Genomic DNA, 20615 nt, shown 5'->3' with positions numbered 1-20615 from the left:
GATGACTCCGGGCGGGGTACTTTTTCGTGGCCGCTAGCTAGCTGATGACCAGCAGCAGATCGCCACCCTGCACTTGCTCCACCGCTGAGATGGCCAGGCGCGAAACCGTGCCGGCCACCGGCGTCGTAATTGATGCCTCCATCTTCATCGCCTCAATGGTGGCCACAGTGTCACCGGCCTTCACGGCATCGCCGGCCTTGACCGTAACGGTCACGGCACCGGCGAACGGTGCTGCAACCTGTCCGGGCTGGGCGGGGTCGGCCTTTTCTGCAGCCTTGACGTTGCTGACCACGGAGCGGTCGCGGACGACCACGGGCCGGGACTGGCCGTTGAGCGTGCACATGACCGTGCGCATGCCCTTCTCGTCGGCTTCGGAAACGGCTTCGAGCTGCGCAATGAGGCGGACGCCCTTTTCCAGTTCGATGACGTGCTCGGAGCCCTGCTGGAAACCGTAGAGGTAGTCACGGGTGTCGAGAACGGAAAGGTTGCCGTAGGTGTCCACGCTCTTCAGGTAGTCCTTGGTGGGACCAGCGAACAGCAGGCGGTTCAGCGTGTGCTGGCGCGTCTTGGAGTCGCCCTTGAGGGCTGCGCTGTCTTCCGGGCTGATATCGACGTCGCGGACCTTCACGCTGCGGCCCTGGAGGGCCTTGGTGCGGAAGGGTTCGGGCCAGCCACCGGGAGGATCACCAAGTTCACCGGACAGGAAGCCGATGACGGAATCCGGAATGTCGTAGTTCTGCGGGTTCTCGTTGAAGTCCGCCGGGTCTGCGTTCAGTCCCACCAGGTGCAGGGCGAGATCGCCCACGACCTTGGAGGACGGTGTCACCTTGACGAGGCGGCCGAGGATGCGGTCTGCCGCGGTGTACATGTCCTCGATCGCTTCGAACCGCTCCCCCAGTCCCAGGGCAATGGCCTGCTGGCGCAGATTGGACAGCTGGCCGCCCGGGATCTCGTGCTGGTAGACACGGCCGGTCGGGCCCGGGAGGCCGGATTCGAAGGGTGCGTAAACGCGTCGCACAGCTTCCCAGTACGGTTCCATGGCGCCGACGTTGGCCAGGCTGAGGCCGGTGTCACGGGGAGTGTTGGCCAAAGCGGCAACCAACGCGGAGGCAGCAGGCTGGCTGGTGGTACCGGCCAGGGAAGCCGCGGCGACATCCACCGCATCCACGCCGGCGTCGACAGCTGCCAGCAGGGTGGCCAGCTGGCCGCCGGCGGTGTCGTGCGTGTGCAGGTGCACGGGCAGGTCGAAACGCTCACGGAGTGCGGTAACGAGCTTGGCCGCGGCGGCCGGGCGAAGGAGCCCGGCCATGTCCTTGATGGCGAGGATGTGCGCACCGGCATCGACGATCTTCTGGGCCAGGTCCAGGTAGTAGTCCAGCGTGTACAGGTCCTCGTTGGGATCCAGGAGGTTGCCGGTGTAACACATGGCCACTTCCGCTACAGCTGTTCCCGTGGCCCGAACCGCCCGGATGGCCGGAGCCATCTGGTTGACGTCATTGAGGGCGTCGAAGATCCTGAAGATATCGATGCCCGTAGCGGCGGCTTCCTCGACGAAAGCTTCCGTCACTTCTTCCGGGTAGGGCGTGTACCCGACGGTGTTTCGTCCGCGAAGCAGCATCTGGAGGCAGGTGTTCGGAAGGGCCTGGCGCAGTGCGGCCAAGCGGTCCCAGGGATCCTCGCCCAGGAACCGTAGGGCGACGTCGTACGTCGCGCCACCCCATGCCTCCACTGAAAGCAGCTCAGGCATCAAAGCTGTCACGGCCGGACCGGCCGCGACCAGATCGCGGGTGCGGACCCGTGTGGCAAGGAGCGACTGGTGGGCGTCACGGAACGTGGTGTCCGTGACCGCCACAGCGTTCTGCTCGCGCAGAGCCTTGGCGAAGCCCTCCGGACCGAGCTCGATCAGCTTCTGCCGCGAACCCGACGTCGGAACAGGACCGTCGACGGCGGGCAGCTTGCTTGCGGGATCGCTGTGGACCTTGAGTTCGCCGTTCGGCTTGTTGACAGTCACCTCAGCCAACCAGGTGAGCAGCTTGGTGCCACGGTCGGCGGAGATGTGCGACTTCAACAGTTCAGGACGCTTGTCGATGAAATCCGTCGCCACATTGCCGGCGTTGAAGTCCGGATCGGCCAGGACGGCCTGCAGGAACGGGATGTTGGTGGACACGCCACGGATACGGAACTCGGCGAGTCCGCGCCGGGCGCGGGCAACAGCGGCCGGGTAGTCGCGGCCGCGGCAGGTCAGCTTCACCAGCATGGAGTCAAAGTGGGGGCTGATCTCGGCACCCGAGTAGACCGTGCCGCCGTCGAGCCTTACACCGGCGCCACCGGCTGAACGGTAGCCGGTGATCTTTCCGACGTCAGGCCGGAAGCCGTTGGCGGGGTCTTCAGTGGTGATACGGCACTGCAGGGCAGCGCCCTTGATGGAGACGGTTTCCTGGCTCAATCCCAGATCCGCCAGGGTCTCCCCCGACGCAATGCGCATCTGCGCCTGCACGAGGTCGACGTCGGTGATTTCCTCCGTCACGGTGTGCTCCACCTGGATGCGGGGATTCATTTCGATGAAGACGTGCTGTCCCGCACGCTCACCTTCGGTGTCCACCAGGAACTCGACCGTTCCGGCGTTGACGTAGTTCAGTGCTTTGGCGAACGCCACGGCATCGCGGTAGAGCGCCTGGCGGATGTTCTCATCCAGGTTCGGTGCCGGGGCGATTTCAACGACCTTTTGGTGGCGGCGCTGCAGGGAACAGTCACGCTCGAAGAGGTGCATGACGTTGCCCTCGGCGTCAGCCAGGATCTGTACTTCGATGTGACGCGGACGCAGTACGGCCTGCTCAAGGAACATCGTGGGATCACCAAAGGCCGCGTCCGCCTCGCGCATGGCAGACTGCAATGCTTCGGGGAGGGCCTCGCGCGTCTCAACGCGACGCATGCCGCGACCGCCACCTCCGGCAACAGCCTTGGCGAAGATGGGGAATCCGATCTCGTCGGCTGCCGCAATGAGTTCGTCAAGATCCTTGGAGGGCTTGCTCGACTTCAGGACGGGAACACCGGCCTTGCGGGCGGCTTCCAGTGCTGCGACTTTGTTGCCGGCCAGTTCCAGGACCTCGGCGGGCGGGCCCACGAAGGTGATGCCCGCAGCCTTGGCCGCTCGCGCGAGATCCGGGTTCTCCGAAAGGAAGCCATAGCCGGGGTATATGGCGTCTGCCCCGGCTTCCTTGGCGACGCGGACAACCTCCTCGACGTCCAGGTAGGCGCGGACGGGGTGACCCACCTCGCCGATCAGGTAAGCTTCGTCGGCTTTCTGACGGTGGATCGAGTTACGGTCCTCGTGCGGAAAGACGGCTACGGTCTTGGCGCCCAGTTCATAACCAGCGCGAAACGCCCTGATCGCGATTTCGCCGCGATTGGCCACCAGAATTTTCGAAAACATACTTCTCCTGCATCATTGCGGGTGGATCGGTCGGTGGTCACAGTGTGTAGTGCCGCCAGCATCAAACACAAATCTTTGTGGCAACCATCACAAAGGAATCGTCATGTGGGCTGTATATGCGTGCGCGCGATCCAACGGCATGCTATTGCCAACTGCGATCTCCCTTGGCCGGGCGCGTAGAAAGCGGGATTCGATGCCGAAGCACCATATGATGTTGAGGGGGCTTCGGCAAGCCCCGGCTCCGGTGATTCCGGAGGCGAATGAGCGCGATACGGCAACCGGCGTTAGGTTTTGGGTTTTCAAGTGCAAGTAGTCAGCATCAGCAGCCTCAAAGGTGGAGTGGGAAAGACGTCCGTGACCACCGGTCTGGCGTCCGCGGCCCTCGCTGCCGGCATATCCACCCTGGTGGTGGATCTCGATCCCCATGCCGACGCCACGACGGCACTTGGTGTCCAGCCCGGCGGCCAGCAGGACATCGGTCGGATGCTGAAAAGCCCTCGGCGTGCCAGGCTCCAGGACAACGTCGCCGGCAGCAGCTGGGTCTCCAACGGCTCCAGCAACGGCACCCTGGACGTCGCAGTAGGCTCAGCGTTCACTGGAATCTACGACCGCCCCGACCTCGGCCGCCGCGACCTCCGCAGGCTGTCCACGGTTCTGGCCGGCACCACCAACTACGAGTTGGTACTTGTCGACTGCCCGCCGTCCCTGAATGGATTAACCCGCATGGCCTGGAGCGCCAGTGACCGCGTGGTGCTCGTGGCCGAGCCCGGGCTGTTTTCCGTAGCGGGCACCGAACGAACCATGAGGGCCATTCAGCTGTTCCGCCAGGAATTCGCCCCCAATCTGGCCCCGGCAGGTATCGTGGCCAACCGCGTGCGCAGCGGATCCGCCGAGCACACCTTCCGCTTGGCCGAAATGGAGTCCATGTTCGGAGAGCTGCTGTTGACTCCGCACATTCCGGAACAAGCCAATTGGCAGCAGATCCAGGGTGCGGCGCATTCCGTCCACCACTGGCCGGGAGATTCTGCGAAGAATGCCGCAAAACTTTTCGATGCCCTGCTGGAGAGTCTTCTTGAGGGGCAGGGTTCCACCAGGGAACGCCGCCAACGCTGACGGGCACGGGGCTCCGTCAGTGGCCCCGGTCTGCACAACAAGAAAGCCTCTTCCCTGTGGGAAGAGGCTTTCTTCATGTCCTTTGTCGGTTGCCTAGCCTATGCGGCGGGCAACGCGGCGCTTGCTCAGTTCGTCGTCGGGAAAGGATTGCTCGACGGCGTGCTCGCTCGGCAGCGCGGCCAAGCTGCCCTCAACTTCCCGCCATACGCGGCCAACGGCTATGCCGAAGACTCCTTGGCCACCCTGCACCAGGTCGATGACCTCATCTGCGGAGGTACATTCGTAAACACTGGCACCATCGCTCATGAGGGTGATCTGCGCGAGGTCCTCCACGCCACGTTCGCGGAGGTGTTCCACCGCGGTCCTGATCTGCTGGAGTGATACGCCGGTGTCAAGAAGTCGCTTGACCACTTTGAGAACCAGGATGTCGCGGAATCCGTAGAGCCGCTGTGATCCGGAGCCGGCAGCTCCACGGACAGCAGGTTCAACGAGTCCTGTGCGTGCCCAGTAGTCCAGTTGGCGGTAGGTGATGCCTGCCGCCTTGCATGCGGTGGGGCCGCGGTATCCCGCGTCCTCGTCCAGCACGGGAAGATCCTCGGTGAAGAGCAGACCTTGGGCGCCGGATGCGGGCGCAGCAATGCTGGCAGAGGACTGCTTCAGCTCGCCTGCTTCGCCTTTCGGACTCACGTGACCTCCTTGTTCTCAGCTCCCTTGGGGACGGTGCATACCCCTGACACAACAACAAAATGCAGCAGTGTAATTCCCACAAGTCGGCACCTTCCAGTGTGACTTGCGCGGGCAGTGTATGCAACGGGAACTTGATACTTCGACGTTAGGCCCGTGAAGCGCCGAGGTCAAAGACCTCGGGCCCAAAATCCAGTCGTGTCGAAACTTTCACCCTCAACTTTAGGTTGAGGGTGTTTCAACCTTCGAAATCTTCAGGTTCCACATCGTCGAGGAACTCGCGGAACCGGCGCATTTCTCGTTCTTCGTCCACCGTGGGATCCGGCTCCGAATCCTCGCCTTCATCGTGCTCGGTGATCCGGACACCCGCTTCTTCCATGACGGCGTCAGCGCACCAGATGCGGCACTTGGCCCGCAAAGCCAGGGCGAGGGCGTCCGAGGCGCGGGAACTGACCACCGTGCCGTCGTCGAACTGCAGCTGGCCATAGAAGATGTTGTCCTCGACCGCCACGATGTTCACGCTGATGATTGTGTGACCCAGCGATTCCACGACATCGATCAGGAGATCATGCGTCATGGGCCGGGGCGGGACCACGCCCTGCTGGGCGAGGGCGATGGCACTGGCTTCCGGCGTGCCGATCCAGATTGGCACATGCCGTTCACCGTTGAGTTCGCGAAGGAGCACCAATGGCTGGTTGGACGGCAATTCGATCCGCACACCGACAATTTCGACTTCGATCATCAGCTGTCCATCCGGGAGATTCGGTCGTGGACGAGGGCCCGGTGGAGGGTGAGGCACAGCTCGCTGATCTCGCGTGCCGCTTCTGCGGCCCTTGCCTGGGATGCTGCGTCGCGCCGTGAGGTCAACGGCGCGACGGCCCTTTCAACCAAGCCGAACTCCCGCTCGGCTGCAGCCTGGAAGGGACGAAGGTGCCGGGGCTCAAGGCCGTGGCCCTCCAATTGAACGCAAGCCCTGGCCACCTGGAGGGCATGTTCGTCGAACTTGCCACCGACATGGGAGATCAAGCCAAAGCTCAGGAGCGCTTCCAGCAGCGGCACGCTGGCGCCGGACTCGGCACGCAATTGCTCCTCCGTGAGGGCCCGGGCTCGTCCTTGCATCTCCGCCGCCATTTCCGGCGAGACAACCCTCGGGGAGACAGTGACCCCCGGAGGAAGATTCTCCGGCCGTTCACCGCGGTCGATGGCGTCGAGGTAGTCCTTGATGACCTTGAGCGGCAGGTACTGGTCACGCTGCAGGGCAAGGACGAAGCGCAGGCGCTCCACGTCGCTGTCCGAATACTGCCTGTATCCGGCAGGAGTCCTCTTCGGATTGATGAGGCCCTTTTCCTCCAGGAAGCGGATCTTGGACGCAGTCATTCCAGGGAAGTCATCGCTCAATTGGGCGAGGACTTCCCCGATGTTCAGGACCTGCGGCCCGCGACGGTCCGGCTGGGCAATAGCCACAGGCAGGTTCCCCGTCAGACTTGGCCTGCTGAGCGGACAGGGCTGATGTAGTAGGTCAACCGGAACTTACCGATCTGGACCTCGTTGCCGCTCTTGAGCTGCACGCGGTCAACGCGGTCGTGGTTGACATACGTACCGTTGAGGCTGCCCATGTCCACGAGCTCGAATCCCGACGCAGTGCGGATGAACTGCACGTGCTTGCGGGACACCGTGACATCGTCAAGGAAAATGTCCGCGTCAGGGTGCCGGCCGGCAGTTGTGGTGTCCGCGTCCAGCAGGAACCGGGCTCCGGCGTTGGGTCCGCTGTGTGCAATGAGCAAGGCCGAATTCGGCGGAAGAGCATCCACGGATGCACGCTCTTCAGGAGCCAACTTGGGGGCAATGCTCGGCTCGTCCCACGTTGGCGTGATGCTGATCGAGGTGGTCTCCGACGTCGGCTGTTCCTCCGCGCCGTTCCCGACATTGGCTTGATTCTGTTCGCCGCCAACCATGGAATTTCCTCCTCATCCGCTGACAGTTCCAAACCCTGCCAGCAACTTCCGCATCCCGGTACCGCCGGGCAAATCGGTTCCTGGCCCGCCCTTCCATTTCCCCTGTAATGGGAAAACAGCCTGGCGGGCCAGATAACTTTAGCCTACCTGTTGTTCGTACTCCGATGCACTGAGCAGGGAATCCACTGCGTCAGGTTCTGCGAGCTTTACTTCAATGAGCCAACCTTCGCCGTACGGGTCGGAGTTAATCAGTGCGGGATCCGTATCCAACGCGTCATTGCGATTGGTGACCTCGCCGGAAACCGGAGCATAGATGTCGCTGACGCTCTTGGTGGATTCGACTTCCCCAACAACTTCATTGCCGGTGATTTTTGTCCCCGGCTCCGGCATCTGGGCGTAGACCACGTCGCCCAGCGCGTCCTGGGCGAAGTCGGTAATGCCAATGCGCACAACGCCGTCGGCATCCGGAGCGGTGACCCACTCGTGTTCTGCAGTGTAGGAAAGTTCTTCAGGAATATTGCTCACGGGTGGCCTTTCATCGGGACAATGACGAACCTCGGCGACGGCCTGCGCAGCTGGCCGCCGCTGAAAGTATAGGCACAATTCCCCTGCGCCTGATGGGGTCTCTGCCATGATTGACCCATGACTGAACAAGCACAAGTACCAGCCGGGAAAAAGAGCAACCTGGGCGCCAAAATAATCCTGGTCCTTGTGTTTTTGCTGGTTGCTGTGGCCGCCTGGTTCATTCTTGGGGCAATTCTTCCCAGATGGTGGTCCGATGTCATCGCAGGACAAATCAGGCGTGACCTTGGTGCCAGCGTGCTGGTCGGCATGTTCTACGGCTTCGTATTTACCTTCATTCCTTTGCTGGTCGCCTGGCAGGCCACCAGGAAAGCCGTAAGCTGGCCCTGGAAAACAGCCATCGTCCTGCTGGCAGTTGCCATCGCAACTCCCAATCTGCTCACTGCCGGAATCGTCTTTGGCTCCACGGAATCAGCCCACGCCGGCCAGAGGACCCTCAGCGTGGATGCAGGCTTCTTCACCACCTGGACAGCCATCTCCGCCGTTGCCGCGGTAGTTGTCTTTATTGCGGTGACGGTCATGTGGTCGATCTGGCGGCGCCGGGGCAAACAGATGAAGGCCCTGAAGCAGGCGGAGAACGAACGCATCAAGGCTGCCGGGAACCGGAACGCCGAACCGGAACCGCAGAACCCCACGCCCACCCCGTAAGAGCCGAAAATGCCCGCCACGGACTTTCCGTGGCGGGCATTTTCCTGCCTGCGTCAGACGTGACGCTCCAGGCGTCGGGATCCAGGCCTCATGACTTAGGCGACGATGGCCCCATCAGGTTCGCGTTCGACGTCGGGAGTTGCCGTCGGGGCGGCCCCTCCCCCGCGCTTGGCGGCCGCAGCGGCAGCAATCATGACCAGCAGGGCAGCAACCGTGATCCCTGCGCCCGCCCAGATGGGCGAGGTGTAGCCGAGACCGGCGGTGATGGTGACGCCGCCCAGCCATGCGCCCAGCGCGTTGCCCAGGTTGAAGGCACCAATGTTCGCACCCGATGCCAGCGTTGGTGCCGTGGAGGCGAAGTGCATCACGCGCATCTGGAGGCCTGGAACGGTTGCGAAGCCGAATCCGCCCATCAGGGCCAGGGACACCAGGGTTGCAATGCTGCTGGCAGCCGTCAGGGCGAAGAAGACCAGAACCACCACAAGTCCGGCGAGGATCACGATGAGTGACTTGTCCAAGGCCTTATCGGCAGCCTTGCCGCCGAGGAAGTTGCCGACGAACAATCCTCCACCGAACAGCACCAGCAGCCATGGGACGGCGCCCGGCTCAAATCCGGAGACCTCGGTGAGGGTGAAGGCAATGTAGGTGAAGGCGCCGAACATGCCGCCGAAGCCGAGGATGGTCACGATGATCGACAGCCACACCTGGCCGGATGCGAAGGCGCCCAGTTCGCTGCGTAGGCCCTTCGTGGGTTCCGTGCCGGCCTTGGGGACCATGAAGGCGACGCCGAGCAGCGCCACTACGCCGATCACGGTGATAGCCCAGAACGTTGAACGCCAGCCGAAGTTCTGGCCCAGCAAGGTCCCGAAGGGAACACCCAGGACGTTGGCCGCCGTCAGGCCGGTGAACATGATCGCGATGGCGCCGGCCTTCTTGTGCGCCGGCACGAGGCTTGCGGCCACCACTGAGCCGATACCGAAGAAGGCCCCGTGGCACAGTGCGGCCACGATGCGTCCGAGCAGCATGGCCGAGTAGGTGTCGGCGATCGCGGAGAGGAAGTTGCCTGCGATAAAGAGCACGAGCAGGCCCATGAGTACAGGTTTGCGGGGCAGCCGGGTCACAGCGGCAGTCACCAGCAGGGCACCGACAGTGACGCTGAGGGCGTAACCGGAGATGAACCAACCGGCCGAAGCCTCGCTGACGTCGAAGTCGGCGGCAACCTCGGGCAAGAGGCCCATGATCACGAATTCGGTCAGTCCGATGCCGAATCCGCCGAGGGCAAGGGCAATCAACCCTGCGGGCATGTGGAACTCCTTAGATGGCCGGTTCCCCTGGGAAGTGGAAGTGCGTCGCCGGGAACCGTAGAATAATAGTTGCAGACGCTCTATATATAGTTGCATACGCTAGGTACTTGCGCAAGCAACTACTTTCGAACGTCCGCGATCGACTCAACATCAAGGCAGGAGCACAGCAGACATGGGCATCAAGGATGACGCCGTAGAAGTACGGGCACAGGGCTGGCGGACCCTTGCCGCCCTGCATGGAAGCATCGAAGCGGAGCTGGAACGAGCGCTTCAGGCCTCGAACGAGCTCTCTGTCGTGGAGTACACGGTGCTGGATGCCCTGAGCCGCCAAGACGGCTGGCACATGCGGATGCAGCAGCTGGCCCGCGCCACCGCACTCTCAAGCAGCGCCACAACGCGCCTGGTCAACCGCCTGGAAGACCGGGGGCTGCTCACCCGCATCCTCTGCGCCGACGACCGGCGAGGGATCTACACGGAGCTGACGGGCGCCGGCCAGAAGCTCCTCGAAGCGGCCAAGCCTGTCCATGACGAGACTCTGGCTGCAGCCTTGGACGCCGCGGAGGCCGTGCCGGAGCTTGAGCCCCTGGTGCGGGCGCTCGGAGCGTTGCAAAAGGCTTAGGCCGGACCCCGGGCTCGTAGGCGCAATTCCGCCCTGAATGACGGGCGTGGCGAACGAGCCCGGGAAGTCTTGCGCCTTAGCGACCCGACTTAACGACCAAAGGCCGGAATCACGCGTTTCCACGTGATTCCGGCCTTTTTGGTCGGGCTGACAGGATTTGAACCTGCGACCCCTTGACCCCCCAGTAATGAGGCCACTGTACGTTCCAGTATTTGCGAGGAATGTACCGTGCCTTCTCCCCTCTATATACAAGGGAAAGAGCACCGGGCCGTTCCGGCCTGTTTCTTTCTCTATCCGGCAGTGTGCACACACAGCTGCACACACCCAAACCAAAGGAGATCCAAGGGCCGAGCGGTATCTGCGCCCCACTCCGTTAAAGTGGTCCCTTATGTGGACAGACGTTATACAAGTCGAGATCATCGGAAAAGCCTGGTGGGATGACCCCCTGCCCATCGCGGCCATACTTATCTCGCTGGCAACATTCGCCTACACGTGGTGGTCGCGGCGCAGAGATAGGGCGAGTCTGAAAGTAAAAGCCACTTCGTTCGCGACAACAAGCGGGAGTCAGCAGTGGAACATTGGAGTGCGGGCCACGAATACTGGGCTGACGGGATCCGCTGTCGTTGACGGCGTTCATTTCAAAATCGCAAGGAAGACCTTCGTTCACGCTACGGAGAGCTTCATTCCCACCGTGACGCTTCCTGCGACCATGGCTCCTGACGCCAGCATCACTTACGTAGTCAGCTCGAAGGGCTTAGCCAAGGAACTGGTAAAGCATGGTCGCAAACCAAAGGACGCCGTCCCCGTCGTAACCACTGGCCGGAAGCACTACCAGGGAAAATGGGACGCGACTGGCAGGGAAGTTCTCGCGGGAGACTACAACCGAATCAAAGCTGAACACGACAAGAGGAATCCTAAGCCGACTCTCGGGGCCCGTCTCCGAAAGCTCTGGCCGCTATAGCCAGAAAGCCCCCGTCCGCCAGTCAAGGCAGTCGGGGGCTTCTTATTGGGCCATGCCTTGGCTTCGATGCGCCGGACTGTTATCGCCCCACCTCGGACCAACGTAAGCTGCCCCAGAGGTCAGCCTGATCACGTCAGCGCCGGCCCTGGGGCAGAACGTTCAAAACGGCCTCTGGGAGTGAACAGTTCCCTCGGGCTTGCCAGTCAACCACCACGGAGGCTAGCAAGATGTAGAAAACATACATGAACGATCGCCAATAGTTAAGTGATCGCTTATGCGTCAGCCGTCTCGTCCTTGGTAGGCTTCCGGGTCGATGATCTTCGGAGGGATTCCGAACACTGCGGCGAGAGCATCAACCCTGGCCGCGGGAAGGCGTCGCCGGCCTGCCTCGTAGCCGCTCAGAGTGGAGTGATCACAGCCTACAAGGTTACCTAATTGGTCCAGCGTCAAGCGATTCTTCTGGCGCTCCAGTTTGATGATGTGCCCGATTCGAACATTCAAGAGATCCATGGCGGCTACGTTGCCAAAAAGAGCTTCACTGCTCGAATGGGCTGCAGGATCCAGCCGAAATATGCAACATAATCCAACCTCTTGCAGCGTTCTGCATGCCCTCGTTCCTCTGGAAGCGTACGCGCACCTATTTTGTCCAGCCTTTGTGATTACTATGAGCTGCGGCACACCGCCAGCGAACAACAACCACCAAAGGGGTCAAGTGGAACGCGCAGTACCGAAAATCATGACTGCTTTCATCAGCTCAGACGGCGAGGAGTGGTACGACGAGTACGCAGAGACTCCACCTGCCGCTGGACAATTCATCTGGCGCGGAGCCAAGGGCGGCTACCAGGCATACAAGGTGGCGGAGGTCTGGAACATCGAGGAGAAGCACGGCGCAGTAACCCACGGACTCACCGCCTTTGTCGATCCGGTCGACGTCATGAAGACCCGGCTTGGCAAGCACGCACCCGACTACTACGGAGACTGAGGCTCAAATGGTAGAACCGCACCGCCAGAAAGCAATTGACCTGATGGCCCGACTCAATGAGTCCGGATACTCAGTGTTAACGGTTTCCACGGAGCACCCGAAGTGGCTCTCCGTCGCGGTCTCCCAAATCCTCGCCCTCACCGGTGAGGACGAAATCATCACGGCCGGCCACACCCTTGAGGGTTACGACATCCACAGTGTCATGGACGACGAGCAGGACACCGCGGAAGGAAAGATCCAGGTCCTCACCGAGAAGATGCTTATAGTCGCGGAGTTCGGGCCTCAAAAGGTCAAAACCATCGCCTTGCCGCTGCATGCGACGACGTCAGTGGTTGTAAACACTATCCGGGACGCAATGACCACCAGGGGCCCTGAGAACTGGCCAGACCGGGTCGCCTTCGAATTAGACGTAGCCGGAAGCACCTTCAACTTCCCTCCCGGGCAGGTATCCACATACCAGCATGACGAACTGCCACGCGCGCTAAAGGTGGTTACCTCGGCGTTGACCTCCAAGGTAAAGGAGTAGGCATGGCGAGGAAACCGCCAAACTTCGAGTGGATAGGATTCACAAAAGCGCAGGTCGAACTGCTGGATTTCCTTGACCACCTCGGCAACAACGGATGGGACCGGAACGGGCAAACGGATGAGCTAATGCCCGGCCTCTTAGCGGACTGCGCAAAAGAGGGACTGTCAATTGACCGGGTGATTGAGGCCATGATGTCCATTGGCTACGACCGGCGAACAGTGCACCAGATCAAACGCTGGGAGAACAAACGGCTCACCGGCAAATTCGGTAAGTAGGAGTCCCCACCCCCGGAAGTCGGGTGGGGACTCCGTACCGTAACATCACCGGTCTTATTTGCCCTAGTACACGGGGCCGTCCAGCACGCCTATCTCAAGCGTTGCTGCGCTGATTGTGCCAGTGAAGGTTGCTGAGACGTAGGCATGGATTTGAACTAGGGAGTCTGCTCCGAGGACAGGGCCGTAGGCGAGAGGCATCCAGGGCGTTGCGCGGAGGGCGGTGGAAGTACCCGCGAATCCAATCGCGCCAAGGGCACGGTTACTGCCCCCCCCTGCTGTGACTCGAAGACCTGCACCGTCAACGTGCCACCCGTGGTGGACGCCCTGGCGGTGAGCCGAACAAACACCGGGCGGTTACGCACATCCGGAGTTGTAAGGCTGCCAAGTGACCCAGTGACAGCGGCAGCAGAAGTGTTGGTCACGCTGGCGTTGGTTGGGACCGCCACCGTCTGCATGGTGCGGATCCGCGGCGCCCGCACCTCACGGCGAAGAACCGAGCCAATCTGAGCGACGTCAACAGTCAGGATGCCTCCCCACTGCCGGTCCCAGTTGTTGACGTTCCAATACTCCGGTCCGGGGTTATTCACGTCCGCATTTGCCTGCGAGAGCAGGAACACCAGTTCGTTGCGTTCCCGCAGTGCCCGCCCGTCGTAGGTGGGTTCGTGGTCCCGCATGTCCAGGTCACTAAGTGGAACCTCAGTGTTGGCGCCGCCTGTCACGTCGACAAGGCGTAACAGTCCGCGGAGGCTGCCAAACCTGGGCGTGCTGTAGGTGATGAGCGTACAGCCGTCGTTAGTGCAGGCGATGGTGGGGCGGGTTGTCCAGTTGGTTATGGAAAATCCGTTGCCAAGGTCGCTCACTTGGTCATTGACCCACGCTCCACCGTTCCACCACAGGTGATGGATGTTCCGGTCGGGGGTGGCGCCGTCAGCGAGCATCCGGGCAATGTGGGGGTTGTTGTTGATGTCCGTGTCCAGTCCGAACTGGTTGATGATGCCTGAGTTCGTGGCGGCAGTGTCAAGCGCCAGGGCGGTGGTGTTGGAGTGGACGAACGGCAAAGCCACGGTGGTGCAGTCAACGGACTTCCATGTGGCGCCCTTGTCCGCTGACCGGATGAAGTGAACATCGTTGTTGCTGTTAGCGTCCCCGCCGTTGGGTCGCCACGTGATCGCAAGGTTCAATGACCCGTCCCGCCCGATCACAAACCTGGACTCGTACGGGTTCTCGCTGGTGGTCTTGCCGTCTGCCAGCTTGCCCACCTGCGTCCACGCAGCCGTGCCGCCCGCGCTCTTTGTTCAGGAACAGATCACCGAAGCCGGACGCGCCGTCCCTGTACAGGAAGAACACCGTGCCATCAGGGTGCAGAGCGAACCGCGTGTAAGTCATCTGCGCTTCGTTGAGCCCGGTCATGCCAGGGGCCGTCCATGCCGTGATGTCGTGCGGGTTGGTGGAGCGCACGTAGCGCAGCACGTCGCCATGCATGTTCGCTGCGACGTGGATGTATCCGGCAGCGTCCACGATGATGGAGGCGGAATTGTGGGGGTCGTTGTCCACCGGCAGCACCAGCGGGTTGGCGGCCACGGTGGACAGGTCGAACGTGGTCCACGCGCCGTTGGGCAGGGTCCGCTTGCCGATGATCAGCGCCCCGGATTCGTTGTACCAGACCGCGTACCTCTTGCCGCCGCCCGTAGACACTGAATCCTGATTGTAGGAGGTTCCGTTGTACTGGCTCTTACCGGACAGCGAGCCCGGCAGGGAAACGAACTTCAGCGGCCATCACGATAACTTCCGACACCTATGGGCATTGGTTGGTTCTGCGGCGTCGACCGCTGCTGAGAAGGCAGCGGCTTTGGTTCCTGCGAAATCAAGTGGCGCACGCACTCTGCACATACAAGCCCCTGTTTCGAGTGGAACTTAAACAAAAACCGCCCCACCTCCGGGATACTTCCCAGTGATGGAGCGGATTTTGCTGGTCGGGCTGACAGGATTTGAACCTGCGACCCCTTGACCCCCAGTCAAGTGCGCTACCAAGCTGCGCTACAGCCCGCTGATTCCACCGTTCTCCGCCTAAGTTTTCCTCCGAAGAGTCCCACCTAAGCAGTCCGGCCGAACCACCTCCAAAAGCTTACACGAAGTTGGAGGTCGGAGACGCCATCACAGCCAAAGTGGGCTGTGATGCGCGTCTCACTTAGCGCTTCTTGCCGCGCTTTTCGCGTACGCGCATGTTGACCTCGATGGGCGTGCCCTCGAAGCCGAACGTTTCGCGCAGGCGGCGGGTGATGAAGCGACGGTATCCCGGGTCCAGGAAGCCGGTGGTGAAGAGCACGAACTTCGGCGGACGGTTGGAAGCCTGGGTACCGAAGAGAATGCGGGGCTGCTTTCCACCACGGACCGGGTGCGGGTGGGCTGCGACGAGTTCACCCAGGAACGCGTTGAGGCGTCCGGTGGGGATACGGCGGTCCCAGCTCTCCAGGGCGATGTCCAAGGCAGGAACCAATCGGTCCTTGTGCCAGCCGGTCTTGGCTGAGATGTTGACGCGGGGAGCCCATTCAACGTGGGCCAGGTCCTGCTCGATCTCACGCTCAAGGTAGCGGCGGCGCTCGTCATCCAACAGGTCCCACTTGTTGAACGCAAGCACCAGGGCGCGGCCGGACTCGATGGCCAGCTGAAGGATGCGGACGTCCTGCTCGCTGAGGACCTCGTCCACGGCTAGAAGCACGACGGCGACCTCCGCCTTTTCGAGGGCGGCCTGCGTACGCAGGGATGCGTAGAAGTCGGCGCCCTGGGCCATGTGCTGGCGGCGACGGATACCGGCGGTGTCCACGAATCGCCAGGTGCGGTCACCCAGCTCGATGAACTCGTCAACGGGATCGCGCGTGGTGCCGGCCAGCGGATCCACCACTACGCGCTCGGAACCTGCGAGCTTGTTCAGCAGCGAGGACTTGCCAACGTTCGGGCGTCCGATCAGGGCGATACGTCGCGGGCCGCCGGAGCGCTCCACTCCTTCGACCAGGGAGTACTCGGGAAGGGTGTCCATGACGTGGTCAAGGAGGTCGGCAACACCGCGTCCGTGCAGCGCGGAGACGGGGTACGGCTGACCGAAGCCCAGTCCCCACAGTGCTGCGGAATCGGCTTCCTGCGCAAAGTCGTCCACCTTGTTGGCCACCATGATGACCGGCTTCTTGCTCTTGCGGAGCATCTTCATGACGCCCTCATCCGTGGCTGTCGCGCCAACGGCGGAGTCCACCACGAAGAGAACGGCGTCAGCGAGCTCCACTGCCATCTCGGCCTGCTCGGCTACGCGGGCATGGATGCCCTTGGCGTCATGCTCCCAGCCACCGGTGTCCACCAGGGTGAAGTTGCGGCCGTTCCAGCGGGCCGAGTACATGACGCGGTCGCGGGTAACGCCGGGGGTATCTTCGACAACTGCTTCGCGGCGGCCCAGGATGCGGTTGACCAACGTGGACTTGCCGACGTTCGGACGGCCGATGATGGCCAGGACGGGGTCCAGCTTGAGGGGACCTTCGTCTCCTTCATCGCCGTACTCGCCACTGAGCAGCGCAGCATCTTCTTCATCGAGTTCGTAATCGTCCAGGCCTGCCCGGAGGGTGGCTGCGCGCAGCTCGGCCTCGTCGTCGTCCAGGGCAGCCAGGTTTTCAGCCACCTGGTCGGTGCCGGTGGGCGTGTATTCGTCGTCGCCGGCTCCGTGGAGGCCGGATTTTTGAGTCGTATCGCTCATTGCACTTTCCTTAGTGGTGGTCTGCCGGCGTCCCGGCTACTTCTGATGGGCGGTGCTGCAGAAGGGCTACCCCGGGCGCAGGCTCCGTAGGCAGGCCCTGGCCCGTGGCCCGGATGGCATCCTGGACGTGTCCGGCAAGGGCTTCACGGATCTCCGCAGCTGCCCTGTCCATTGAAACACGCCCCGGTTCGCCCTTCCGGCGCTTCACCGTGATGGGTTCGCCGAAGCTCACATGGAGCTTGCGGCGTGGTTTGGGGATATGGTCGCGGTGCTCGTCACCCTGGCGGGTTCCGAGGATGGCGACCGGAATTACTGTTGCTCCGGAATTGATGGCGAGCCATGCAACCCCGTTGCTGATGTTTTCGGCGGCGCCGCTCCCCCGGGTTCCTTCAGGAAGAATCCCGACGCAGCGGCCGTCGTCGAGCAGTTGCTTGCCGATGTGCAGCGCCGTGCGGTCGCCGGTCCGGTCCACTGGAATTTGCCCGGAGCCCCTGAGGACCTTGCCCAGGAATCCTTTGAACATCTCTTTCTTGACCAGGATGTGCATGTGACGCGGCGAAGCGCCGAACATCACCGGTCCGTCCAGAAAGCTGATGTGGTTGGCGGCGAAAATCACCGGGCCGGCAGCGGGCACGTTGGTCTTGCCCGATACCTCGGTCCGGTAGAGGACGTGGTCCAGGAACCAACCCACAGGCCGGCTCCAGAGGCGCGTCCACGCTGCCGGGAGTTGATTGCTAGTCGCCATAGATGACCTTGCTGACGATTGCCAGGGCGGTGTCGACGGTTTCCTCGAAGTTGAGGTCGGAAGAATCGAGCGTCACAACGCCGTCGGCAGCCTGGGTGAAGTTCACCACCGTGGAGTCCTTGGCATCGCGCTGGATCACCTGGGCCGCGAGCTGCTCTTTGCTCTGCGTGCCACCCAACTGGATTCCACGACGCCGGAGCCTGGCTTCCTCACTGGCGGTCAGGAGCATGCGGACCTCGGCATTGGGGACGACGACAGTGGTTATGTCCCGCCCTTCCACCACCATGCGGTGGTGGTGCTGGTCGATCAGCTCTCGCTGCCGGCGGATCAGTTCGGTGCGTGCGCCGAGGGTTGTCGCCACGGCACTGACGGAGGACGAAATCAGGGGTTCCCGGATCTCATCGGTGATGTCGGTGCCGTCAACGGCCACATAATCCTTGGCAGTACTGGTGCTGACTTCCAAGGGCATGATTTTGGAGGCATGTTCCACGGCGGCGCCGTCCTGCAGGTCCACTCCGGTTTTGAGGCAGTACCAGGTCAAGGCACGGTACATCGCACCCGTATCCAGGTAAGCCAGCTTCAAGCGGCGGGCCACTTCCTTGCTGACGCTCGATTTTCCGGAACCCGAAGGGCCGTCGATCGCAATCACCAAGGGCTTGCCGGGGCGGGCGACCGTCTCGGGGCCAAAGAATTCACGTGTCATTACTGGAGTACCCGCCATCCACGGTCGGTCAAAGCTTCAACAAGGAGGTCATGCTTGCTGGGAAGCACGGAGAGCTCCACCATGCCCACGTTCTGCCCGGACGAATGGTCGAGCCGAAGGTCTTCAAGGTTCACGCCGATTTCACCGATCTCGGTCAGGAGACGTGCGATCTGGCCTGGCTTGTCGTCCACCAGGATGGTGAGCCACGAGTAGGCCTGCGGTGGTCCGCCGTGTTTGCCTGGAATCCTTGCCTGGCCGGCGTTGCCTTCGCTGATCAGTTGGGCGAGGTCGAGCCTGGCGCCCGGCGCGGACGGTGCTTCCAACGTGCCGATCAGCCGGTTCAGGTCCTCCCGCACACCGTGCAGGATGGACACCACCTTGTCTGCGTTACCTCCCAGGATCTGCACCCAGAGGGTTGGATCACTGGCGGCAATCCGGGTGGTGTCCCGGAGCCCGTTCCCGGCCAGGGAGAGGGCATGCAGTGGCGTACCCTGCAAGCGGCTGGCCAGCAGGGACGACATGATCTGCGGCAGATGCGACACCAAGGCAACGGCTTCATCGTGCTCGTCCGCAGTGAACTGGGAGACAATCGCCCCAAGATCTCCGGCGAGCGAACGCGCTACCTGGACGGCCGCTGCCGAGGTCTCCTCGGAAGGGCAAACGACCCACGGCATGGACGTGAAGAGTTCCCCCCTTGCTGCAACGGGACCGGACTTCTCGCGCCCGGCCATGGGGTGTGTCCCCACGTACCGGGAGAGATCAACTCCGCGTTCGCGCAGCTGCGCCAGGATGGTTGCCTTGACGCTCGCGATGTCGACGACGACGGCGGACGGGTAGTCCCCCAGCGCTTTTTGCACGACGTCGGCCGTCACGTCCGGCGGGGCAGCAACGACTACCAGTTGGGGTACTTCATCCAGCTCAGACAAAGGACGGCCTGCACCGATGTCCACCGCAACCGCCTGGTTGGTGGGCGAAGGATCGAAAAGAAAGACCGGGACCCCGCGTCCGCGCAGCCCGAGGCCGATGCTGGCGCCCAGCAGGCCTGTACCGAGAACGACGACCGGGCCATCAAGATGGCCCCGGCCGTGCGTACCGAATGCCGACATGCCCTAGAGCCCCACAGATGCCAGGAGGTGTCCGACTTCCTGCCTGCCGAGGTTTCGGATGCTGCCCTGGCGCTGGTCACCCAGGCCGATGGGACCAACCTTGACGCGGACAAGCCGTTCTACCGGGAAGCCGACGGCGTCGAACATGCGGCGCACAATGCGGTTCTTACCGGAGTGGAGGACAACCTCGATCAGGACGTGGCCCGGAGTGGAGTCCACCAGCCGGAAGGAGTCCACTGCTGCTACGCCGTCTTCAAGCTCAACGCCGCTCTTCAGCTTGGCGCCGACTCCTTGCGGGAAGGGGCCACGCACCTGGACCAGGTACGTCTTGGGTACCTCGTAGGAAGGGTGGGTCAGACGGTTGGCGAGCTCGCCGTCGTTCGTCAGCAGAAGCAGTCCTTCGGTGGCGACGTCGAGGCGTCCTACGTGGAACAGGCGTTCGCCCTTGTTCTTGCTGTTCTTGAGGAAGTCGCTGATGCACGGTCGGCCCTCGGGGTCTTCCATGGTGGAGACAACGCCCTTGGGCTTGTTGAACACCATGTAGACGAGGGTCTCGTCCAGCTGGATACGGATACCGTCCACGTGGATGACTGCCGTTGCAGGGTCCACGCGCATTCCGAGCTCGGTGGTGACCACACCGTCTACTTCAACGCGGCCTTCGAGGATCATTTCCTCACAGACGCGACGGGAAGCAACTCCGGCCTGGGCCATGACCTTCTGCAGGCGTACGCCGTCGGCATCGTGAAGGTCCGACTGCGGGACCTCTTGGCGGGGCCCGCGGTTGCGGCCCGGCTTGCGCACGGGGCCAAGGTTCTGGCCGAACCGTTCGCTGCCGAAGGCCTTGGAACCGTATTGCCGGGCCGGCTTGGCCTTGGGCTTCAAAGCGCCGGGCGTGCCGGGTGCCTTGCCGAAGCCGGGCTTGTTGGAGCCGGGCTTGCGGAACGGCTTGGCAGGCCTTGCAGCCTGGCCGCGGTCGTAGTCGCCGGCCGTTGTGGGGTTGTCGGGATCGAAGGGTGCCGCTTCGCGCGGCTTCGAAGCCTTGAAGGGGCGACCCTCGCCCTGGGTGAAGTTGCGCTTTCCAGCGCCGGCGCTTCCGCCGCGGCCGGAGAAGCCGCCGGCGTTGGAGCGGCCAGTGCCGCCTCCCTTGGCCTCATTGCGTCCGGAGCTGTTGCGCCCCGAACCGTTACGTGGTGAACTCTGGCGTCCCGCCTGTGTCATGACCCGTCCTTGTGTAGTAATG

Annotated in this window: 22 protein-coding genes and 1 tRNA gene; 7 read left to right on the top strand and 16 right to left on the bottom strand. The window is 62.5% G+C overall.

Translation table 11 applies throughout. The annotated features are described in order from the left end of the window. Positions 1-37: 37 nt before the first annotated feature. Entirely contained in the window at positions 38-3433 is a 3396-nt protein-coding gene (locus HMI60_RS01085) for a pyruvate carboxylase (RefSeq protein WP_064723227.1), read from the bottom strand. A gap of 303 nt (positions 3434-3736) precedes the next feature. Between HMI60_RS01085 and HMI60_RS01080 the strand changes: the two genes are divergently transcribed. Further along, complete coding sequence (locus HMI60_RS01080) at positions 3737-4546, top strand: ParA family protein (RefSeq protein ID WP_018779267.1); 810 nt, start codon at positions 3737-3739, stop codon at positions 4544-4546. A gap of 93 nt (positions 4547-4639) precedes the next feature. Here the strand turns inward: HMI60_RS01080 and HMI60_RS01075 are convergent, their stop codons facing one another. The 5 genes from HMI60_RS01075 to gcvH all read right to left on the bottom strand — a co-directional run bounded on the left by HMI60_RS01075 (position 4640) and on the right by gcvH (position 7710). Beyond that, entirely contained in the window at positions 4640-5233 is a 594-nt protein-coding gene (locus HMI60_RS01075) for a MerR family transcriptional regulator (protein WP_193590393.1), read from the bottom strand. Between the two features lie 235 nt (positions 5234-5468). After that, positions 5469-5972 carry a bifunctional nuclease family protein gene (locus HMI60_RS01070; protein WP_018779265.1) on the bottom strand — a complete coding sequence of 168 codons (504 nt, stop codon included), beginning with the start codon at positions 5970-5972 and terminating at the stop codon, positions 5469-5471. Further along, positions 5972-6688, bottom strand: a complete 717-nt coding sequence (locus HMI60_RS01065) for a MerR family transcriptional regulator (RefSeq protein WP_079582343.1) — start codon at positions 6686-6688, stop codon at positions 5972-5974. Before HMI60_RS01065 ends, HMI60_RS01070 begins: the two co-directional genes overlap by 1 nt. A 20-nt stretch (positions 6689-6708) precedes the next feature. Then, complete coding sequence (locus HMI60_RS01060; RefSeq protein ID WP_018779263.1) at positions 6709-7185, bottom strand: FHA domain-containing protein; 477 nt, start codon at positions 7183-7185, stop codon at positions 6709-6711. A gap of 138 nt (positions 7186-7323) precedes the next feature. Further along, positions 7324-7710, bottom strand: a complete 387-nt coding sequence (gcvH, locus tag HMI60_RS01055) for a glycine cleavage system protein GcvH (protein WP_018779262.1) — start codon at positions 7708-7710, stop codon at positions 7324-7326. A 117-nt stretch (positions 7711-7827) separates the two neighbouring features. On the opposite strand from gcvH, the gene HMI60_RS01050 reads away from it, so the two are divergent. After that, positions 7828-8415, top strand: coding sequence for a hypothetical protein (locus tag HMI60_RS01050; protein ID WP_189075748.1), 588 nt, complete (start codon positions 7828-7830; stop codon positions 8413-8415). Positions 8416-8510: 95 nt separating this feature from the next. Here HMI60_RS01050 and HMI60_RS01045 read toward each other — a convergent pair whose 3' ends face one another. Next, positions 8511-9719 (bottom strand): MFS transporter, encoded by a 1209-nt coding sequence (locus tag HMI60_RS01045; protein WP_018779260.1) that lies wholly within the window; start codon positions 9717-9719, stop codon positions 8511-8513. Positions 9720-9891: 172 nt separating this feature from the next. Between HMI60_RS01045 and HMI60_RS01040 the strand changes: the two genes are divergently transcribed. Both HMI60_RS01040 and HMI60_RS01035 read left to right on the top strand, forming a co-directional pair. Next, positions 9892-10338, top strand: a complete 447-nt coding sequence (locus tag HMI60_RS01040) for a MarR family winged helix-turn-helix transcriptional regulator (protein ID WP_039240712.1) — start codon at positions 9892-9894, stop codon at positions 10336-10338. Between the two features lie 388 nt (positions 10339-10726). Continuing rightward, positions 10727-11299: a hypothetical protein gene (locus HMI60_RS01035; protein ID WP_193590392.1), complete on the top strand. Its 573-nt coding sequence runs from the start codon at positions 10727-10729 to the stop codon at positions 11297-11299. Positions 11300-11578: 279 nt separating this feature from the next. On the opposite strand, the gene HMI60_RS01030 is transcribed toward HMI60_RS01035, so the two are convergent. Further along, positions 11579-11809, bottom strand: a complete 231-nt coding sequence (locus HMI60_RS01030; protein WP_193590391.1) for a helix-turn-helix domain-containing protein — start codon at positions 11807-11809, stop codon at positions 11579-11581. A 202-nt stretch (positions 11810-12011) separates the two neighbouring features. Between HMI60_RS01030 and HMI60_RS01025 the strand changes: the two genes are divergently transcribed. The 3 genes from HMI60_RS01025 to HMI60_RS01015 are packed head-to-tail and all read left to right on the top strand — an operon-like array spanning position 12012 to position 13082. Then, a complete protein-coding gene (locus HMI60_RS01025; protein ID WP_193590390.1) occupies positions 12012-12281 on the top strand; it encodes a hypothetical protein in 270 nt (89 codons plus the stop codon). Between the two features lie 7 nt (positions 12282-12288). Further along, a complete protein-coding gene (locus HMI60_RS01020) occupies positions 12289-12807 on the top strand; it encodes a hypothetical protein (protein ID WP_193590389.1) in 519 nt (172 codons plus the stop codon). 2 nt (positions 12808-12809) lie between these two features. Next, positions 12810-13082 (top strand): hypothetical protein, encoded by a 273-nt coding sequence (locus tag HMI60_RS01015; RefSeq protein ID WP_193590388.1) that lies wholly within the window; start codon positions 12810-12812, stop codon positions 13080-13082. Between the two features lie 155 nt (positions 13083-13237). Here HMI60_RS01015 and HMI60_RS01010 read toward each other — a convergent pair whose 3' ends face one another. The 8 genes from HMI60_RS01010 to HMI60_RS00980 form a co-directional block, all read right to left on the bottom strand. Beyond that, the gene (locus HMI60_RS01010) at positions 13238-14332 is read right to left on the bottom strand and encodes a BNR-4 repeat-containing protein (protein ID WP_255520265.1); all 1095 of its coding nucleotides are present in this window, start codon (positions 14330-14332) and stop codon (positions 13238-13240) included. Next, the gene (locus HMI60_RS21140; protein ID WP_255520223.1) at positions 14220-14777 is read right to left on the bottom strand and encodes a BNR-4 repeat-containing protein; all 558 of its coding nucleotides are present in this window, start codon (positions 14775-14777) and stop codon (positions 14220-14222) included. Before HMI60_RS21140 ends, HMI60_RS01010 begins: the two co-directional genes overlap by 113 nt. 275 nt (positions 14778-15052) lie before the next feature. Continuing rightward, positions 15053-15129: transfer RNA gene (locus HMI60_RS01005), tRNA-Pro, on the bottom strand. A gap of 141 nt (positions 15130-15270) precedes the next feature. After that, positions 15271-16821: a ribosome biogenesis GTPase Der gene (gene der, locus HMI60_RS01000; protein ID WP_193590386.1), complete on the bottom strand. Its 1551-nt coding sequence runs from the start codon at positions 16819-16821 to the stop codon at positions 15271-15273. A gap of 10 nt (positions 16822-16831) precedes the next feature. Beyond that, positions 16832-17566, bottom strand: coding sequence for a 1-acyl-sn-glycerol-3-phosphate acyltransferase (locus HMI60_RS00995; RefSeq protein WP_193590385.1), 735 nt, complete (start codon positions 17564-17566; stop codon positions 16832-16834). Beyond that, complete coding sequence (gene cmk, locus HMI60_RS00990) at positions 17556-18269, bottom strand: (d)CMP kinase (RefSeq protein WP_079582339.1); 714 nt, start codon at positions 18267-18269, stop codon at positions 17556-17558. Before cmk ends, HMI60_RS00995 begins: the two co-directional genes overlap by 11 nt. Then, positions 18269-19375 (bottom strand): prephenate dehydrogenase, encoded by a 1107-nt coding sequence (locus tag HMI60_RS00985; protein ID WP_039240699.1) that lies wholly within the window; start codon positions 19373-19375, stop codon positions 18269-18271. The genes cmk and HMI60_RS00985 overlap by 1 nt, the downstream gene beginning before the upstream one ends. 3 nt (positions 19376-19378) lie before the next feature. Continuing rightward, the gene (locus tag HMI60_RS00980; RefSeq protein WP_039240696.1) at positions 19379-20593 is read right to left on the bottom strand and encodes a pseudouridine synthase; all 1215 of its coding nucleotides are present in this window, start codon (positions 20591-20593) and stop codon (positions 19379-19381) included. Between the last annotated feature and the right edge of the window lie 22 nt (positions 20594-20615).

Origin of the sequence: Paenarthrobacter sp. YJN-D (assembly GCF_015040335.1) — a bacterium.
GTDB classification, from domain to species: domain Bacteria; phylum Actinomycetota; class Actinomycetes; order Actinomycetales; family Micrococcaceae; genus Arthrobacter; species Arthrobacter nicotinovorans.
Note: the sequence above shows the minus strand (reverse complement) of the source record. Positions and strands in the feature narration are given on the sequence as shown.

What these genes read in the sequence shown, in the direction of transcription:
- HMI60_RS00995 (WP_193590385.1), bottom strand. Translation starts at nt 17,566, where the DNA reads ATGGCGACTAGCAATCAACTCCCGGCAGCGTGGACGCGCCTCTGGAGC.
- HMI60_RS01015 (WP_193590388.1), top strand. Translation starts at nt 12,810, where the DNA reads ATGGCGAGGAAACCGCCAAACTTCGAGTGGATAGGATTCACAAAAGCG.
- HMI60_RS00980 (WP_039240696.1), bottom strand. Translation starts at nt 20,593, where the DNA reads ATGACACAGGCGGGACGCCAGAGTTCACCACGTAACGGTTCGGGGCGC.
- HMI60_RS01035 (WP_193590392.1), top strand. Translation starts at nt 10,727, where the DNA reads ATGTGGACAGACGTTATACAAGTCGAGATCATCGGAAAAGCCTGGTGG.
- HMI60_RS01030 (WP_193590391.1), bottom strand. Translation starts at nt 11,809, where the DNA reads ATGGATCTCTTGAATGTTCGAATCGGGCACATCATCAAACTGGAGCGC.
- HMI60_RS01085 (WP_064723227.1), bottom strand. Translation starts at nt 3,433, where the DNA reads ATGTTTTCGAAAATTCTGGTGGCCAATCGCGGCGAAATCGCGATCAGG.
- HMI60_RS01020 (WP_193590389.1), top strand. Translation starts at nt 12,289, where the DNA reads ATGGTAGAACCGCACCGCCAGAAAGCAATTGACCTGATGGCCCGACTC.
- HMI60_RS00985 (WP_039240699.1), bottom strand. Translation starts at nt 19,375, where the DNA reads ATGTCGGCATTCGGTACGCACGGCCGGGGCCATCTTGATGGCCCGGTC.
- der (WP_193590386.1), bottom strand. Translation starts at nt 16,821, where the DNA reads ATGAGCGATACGACTCAAAAATCCGGCCTCCACGGAGCCGGCGACGAC.
- HMI60_RS01060 (WP_018779263.1), bottom strand. Translation starts at nt 7,185, where the DNA reads ATGGTTGGCGGCGAACAGAATCAAGCCAATGTCGGGAACGGCGCGGAG.
- HMI60_RS01040 (WP_039240712.1), top strand. Translation starts at nt 9,892, where the DNA reads ATGGGCATCAAGGATGACGCCGTAGAAGTACGGGCACAGGGCTGGCGG.
- HMI60_RS01045 (WP_018779260.1), bottom strand. Translation starts at nt 9,719, where the DNA reads ATGCCCGCAGGGTTGATTGCCCTTGCCCTCGGCGGATTCGGCATCGGA.
- HMI60_RS01050 (WP_189075748.1), top strand. Translation starts at nt 7,828, where the DNA reads ATGACTGAACAAGCACAAGTACCAGCCGGGAAAAAGAGCAACCTGGGC.
- cmk (WP_079582339.1), bottom strand. Translation starts at nt 18,269, where the DNA reads ATGACACGTGAATTCTTTGGCCCCGAGACGGTCGCCCGCCCCGGCAAG.
- HMI60_RS01070 (WP_018779265.1), bottom strand. Translation starts at nt 5,972, where the DNA reads ATGATCGAAGTCGAAATTGTCGGTGTGCGGATCGAATTGCCGTCCAAC.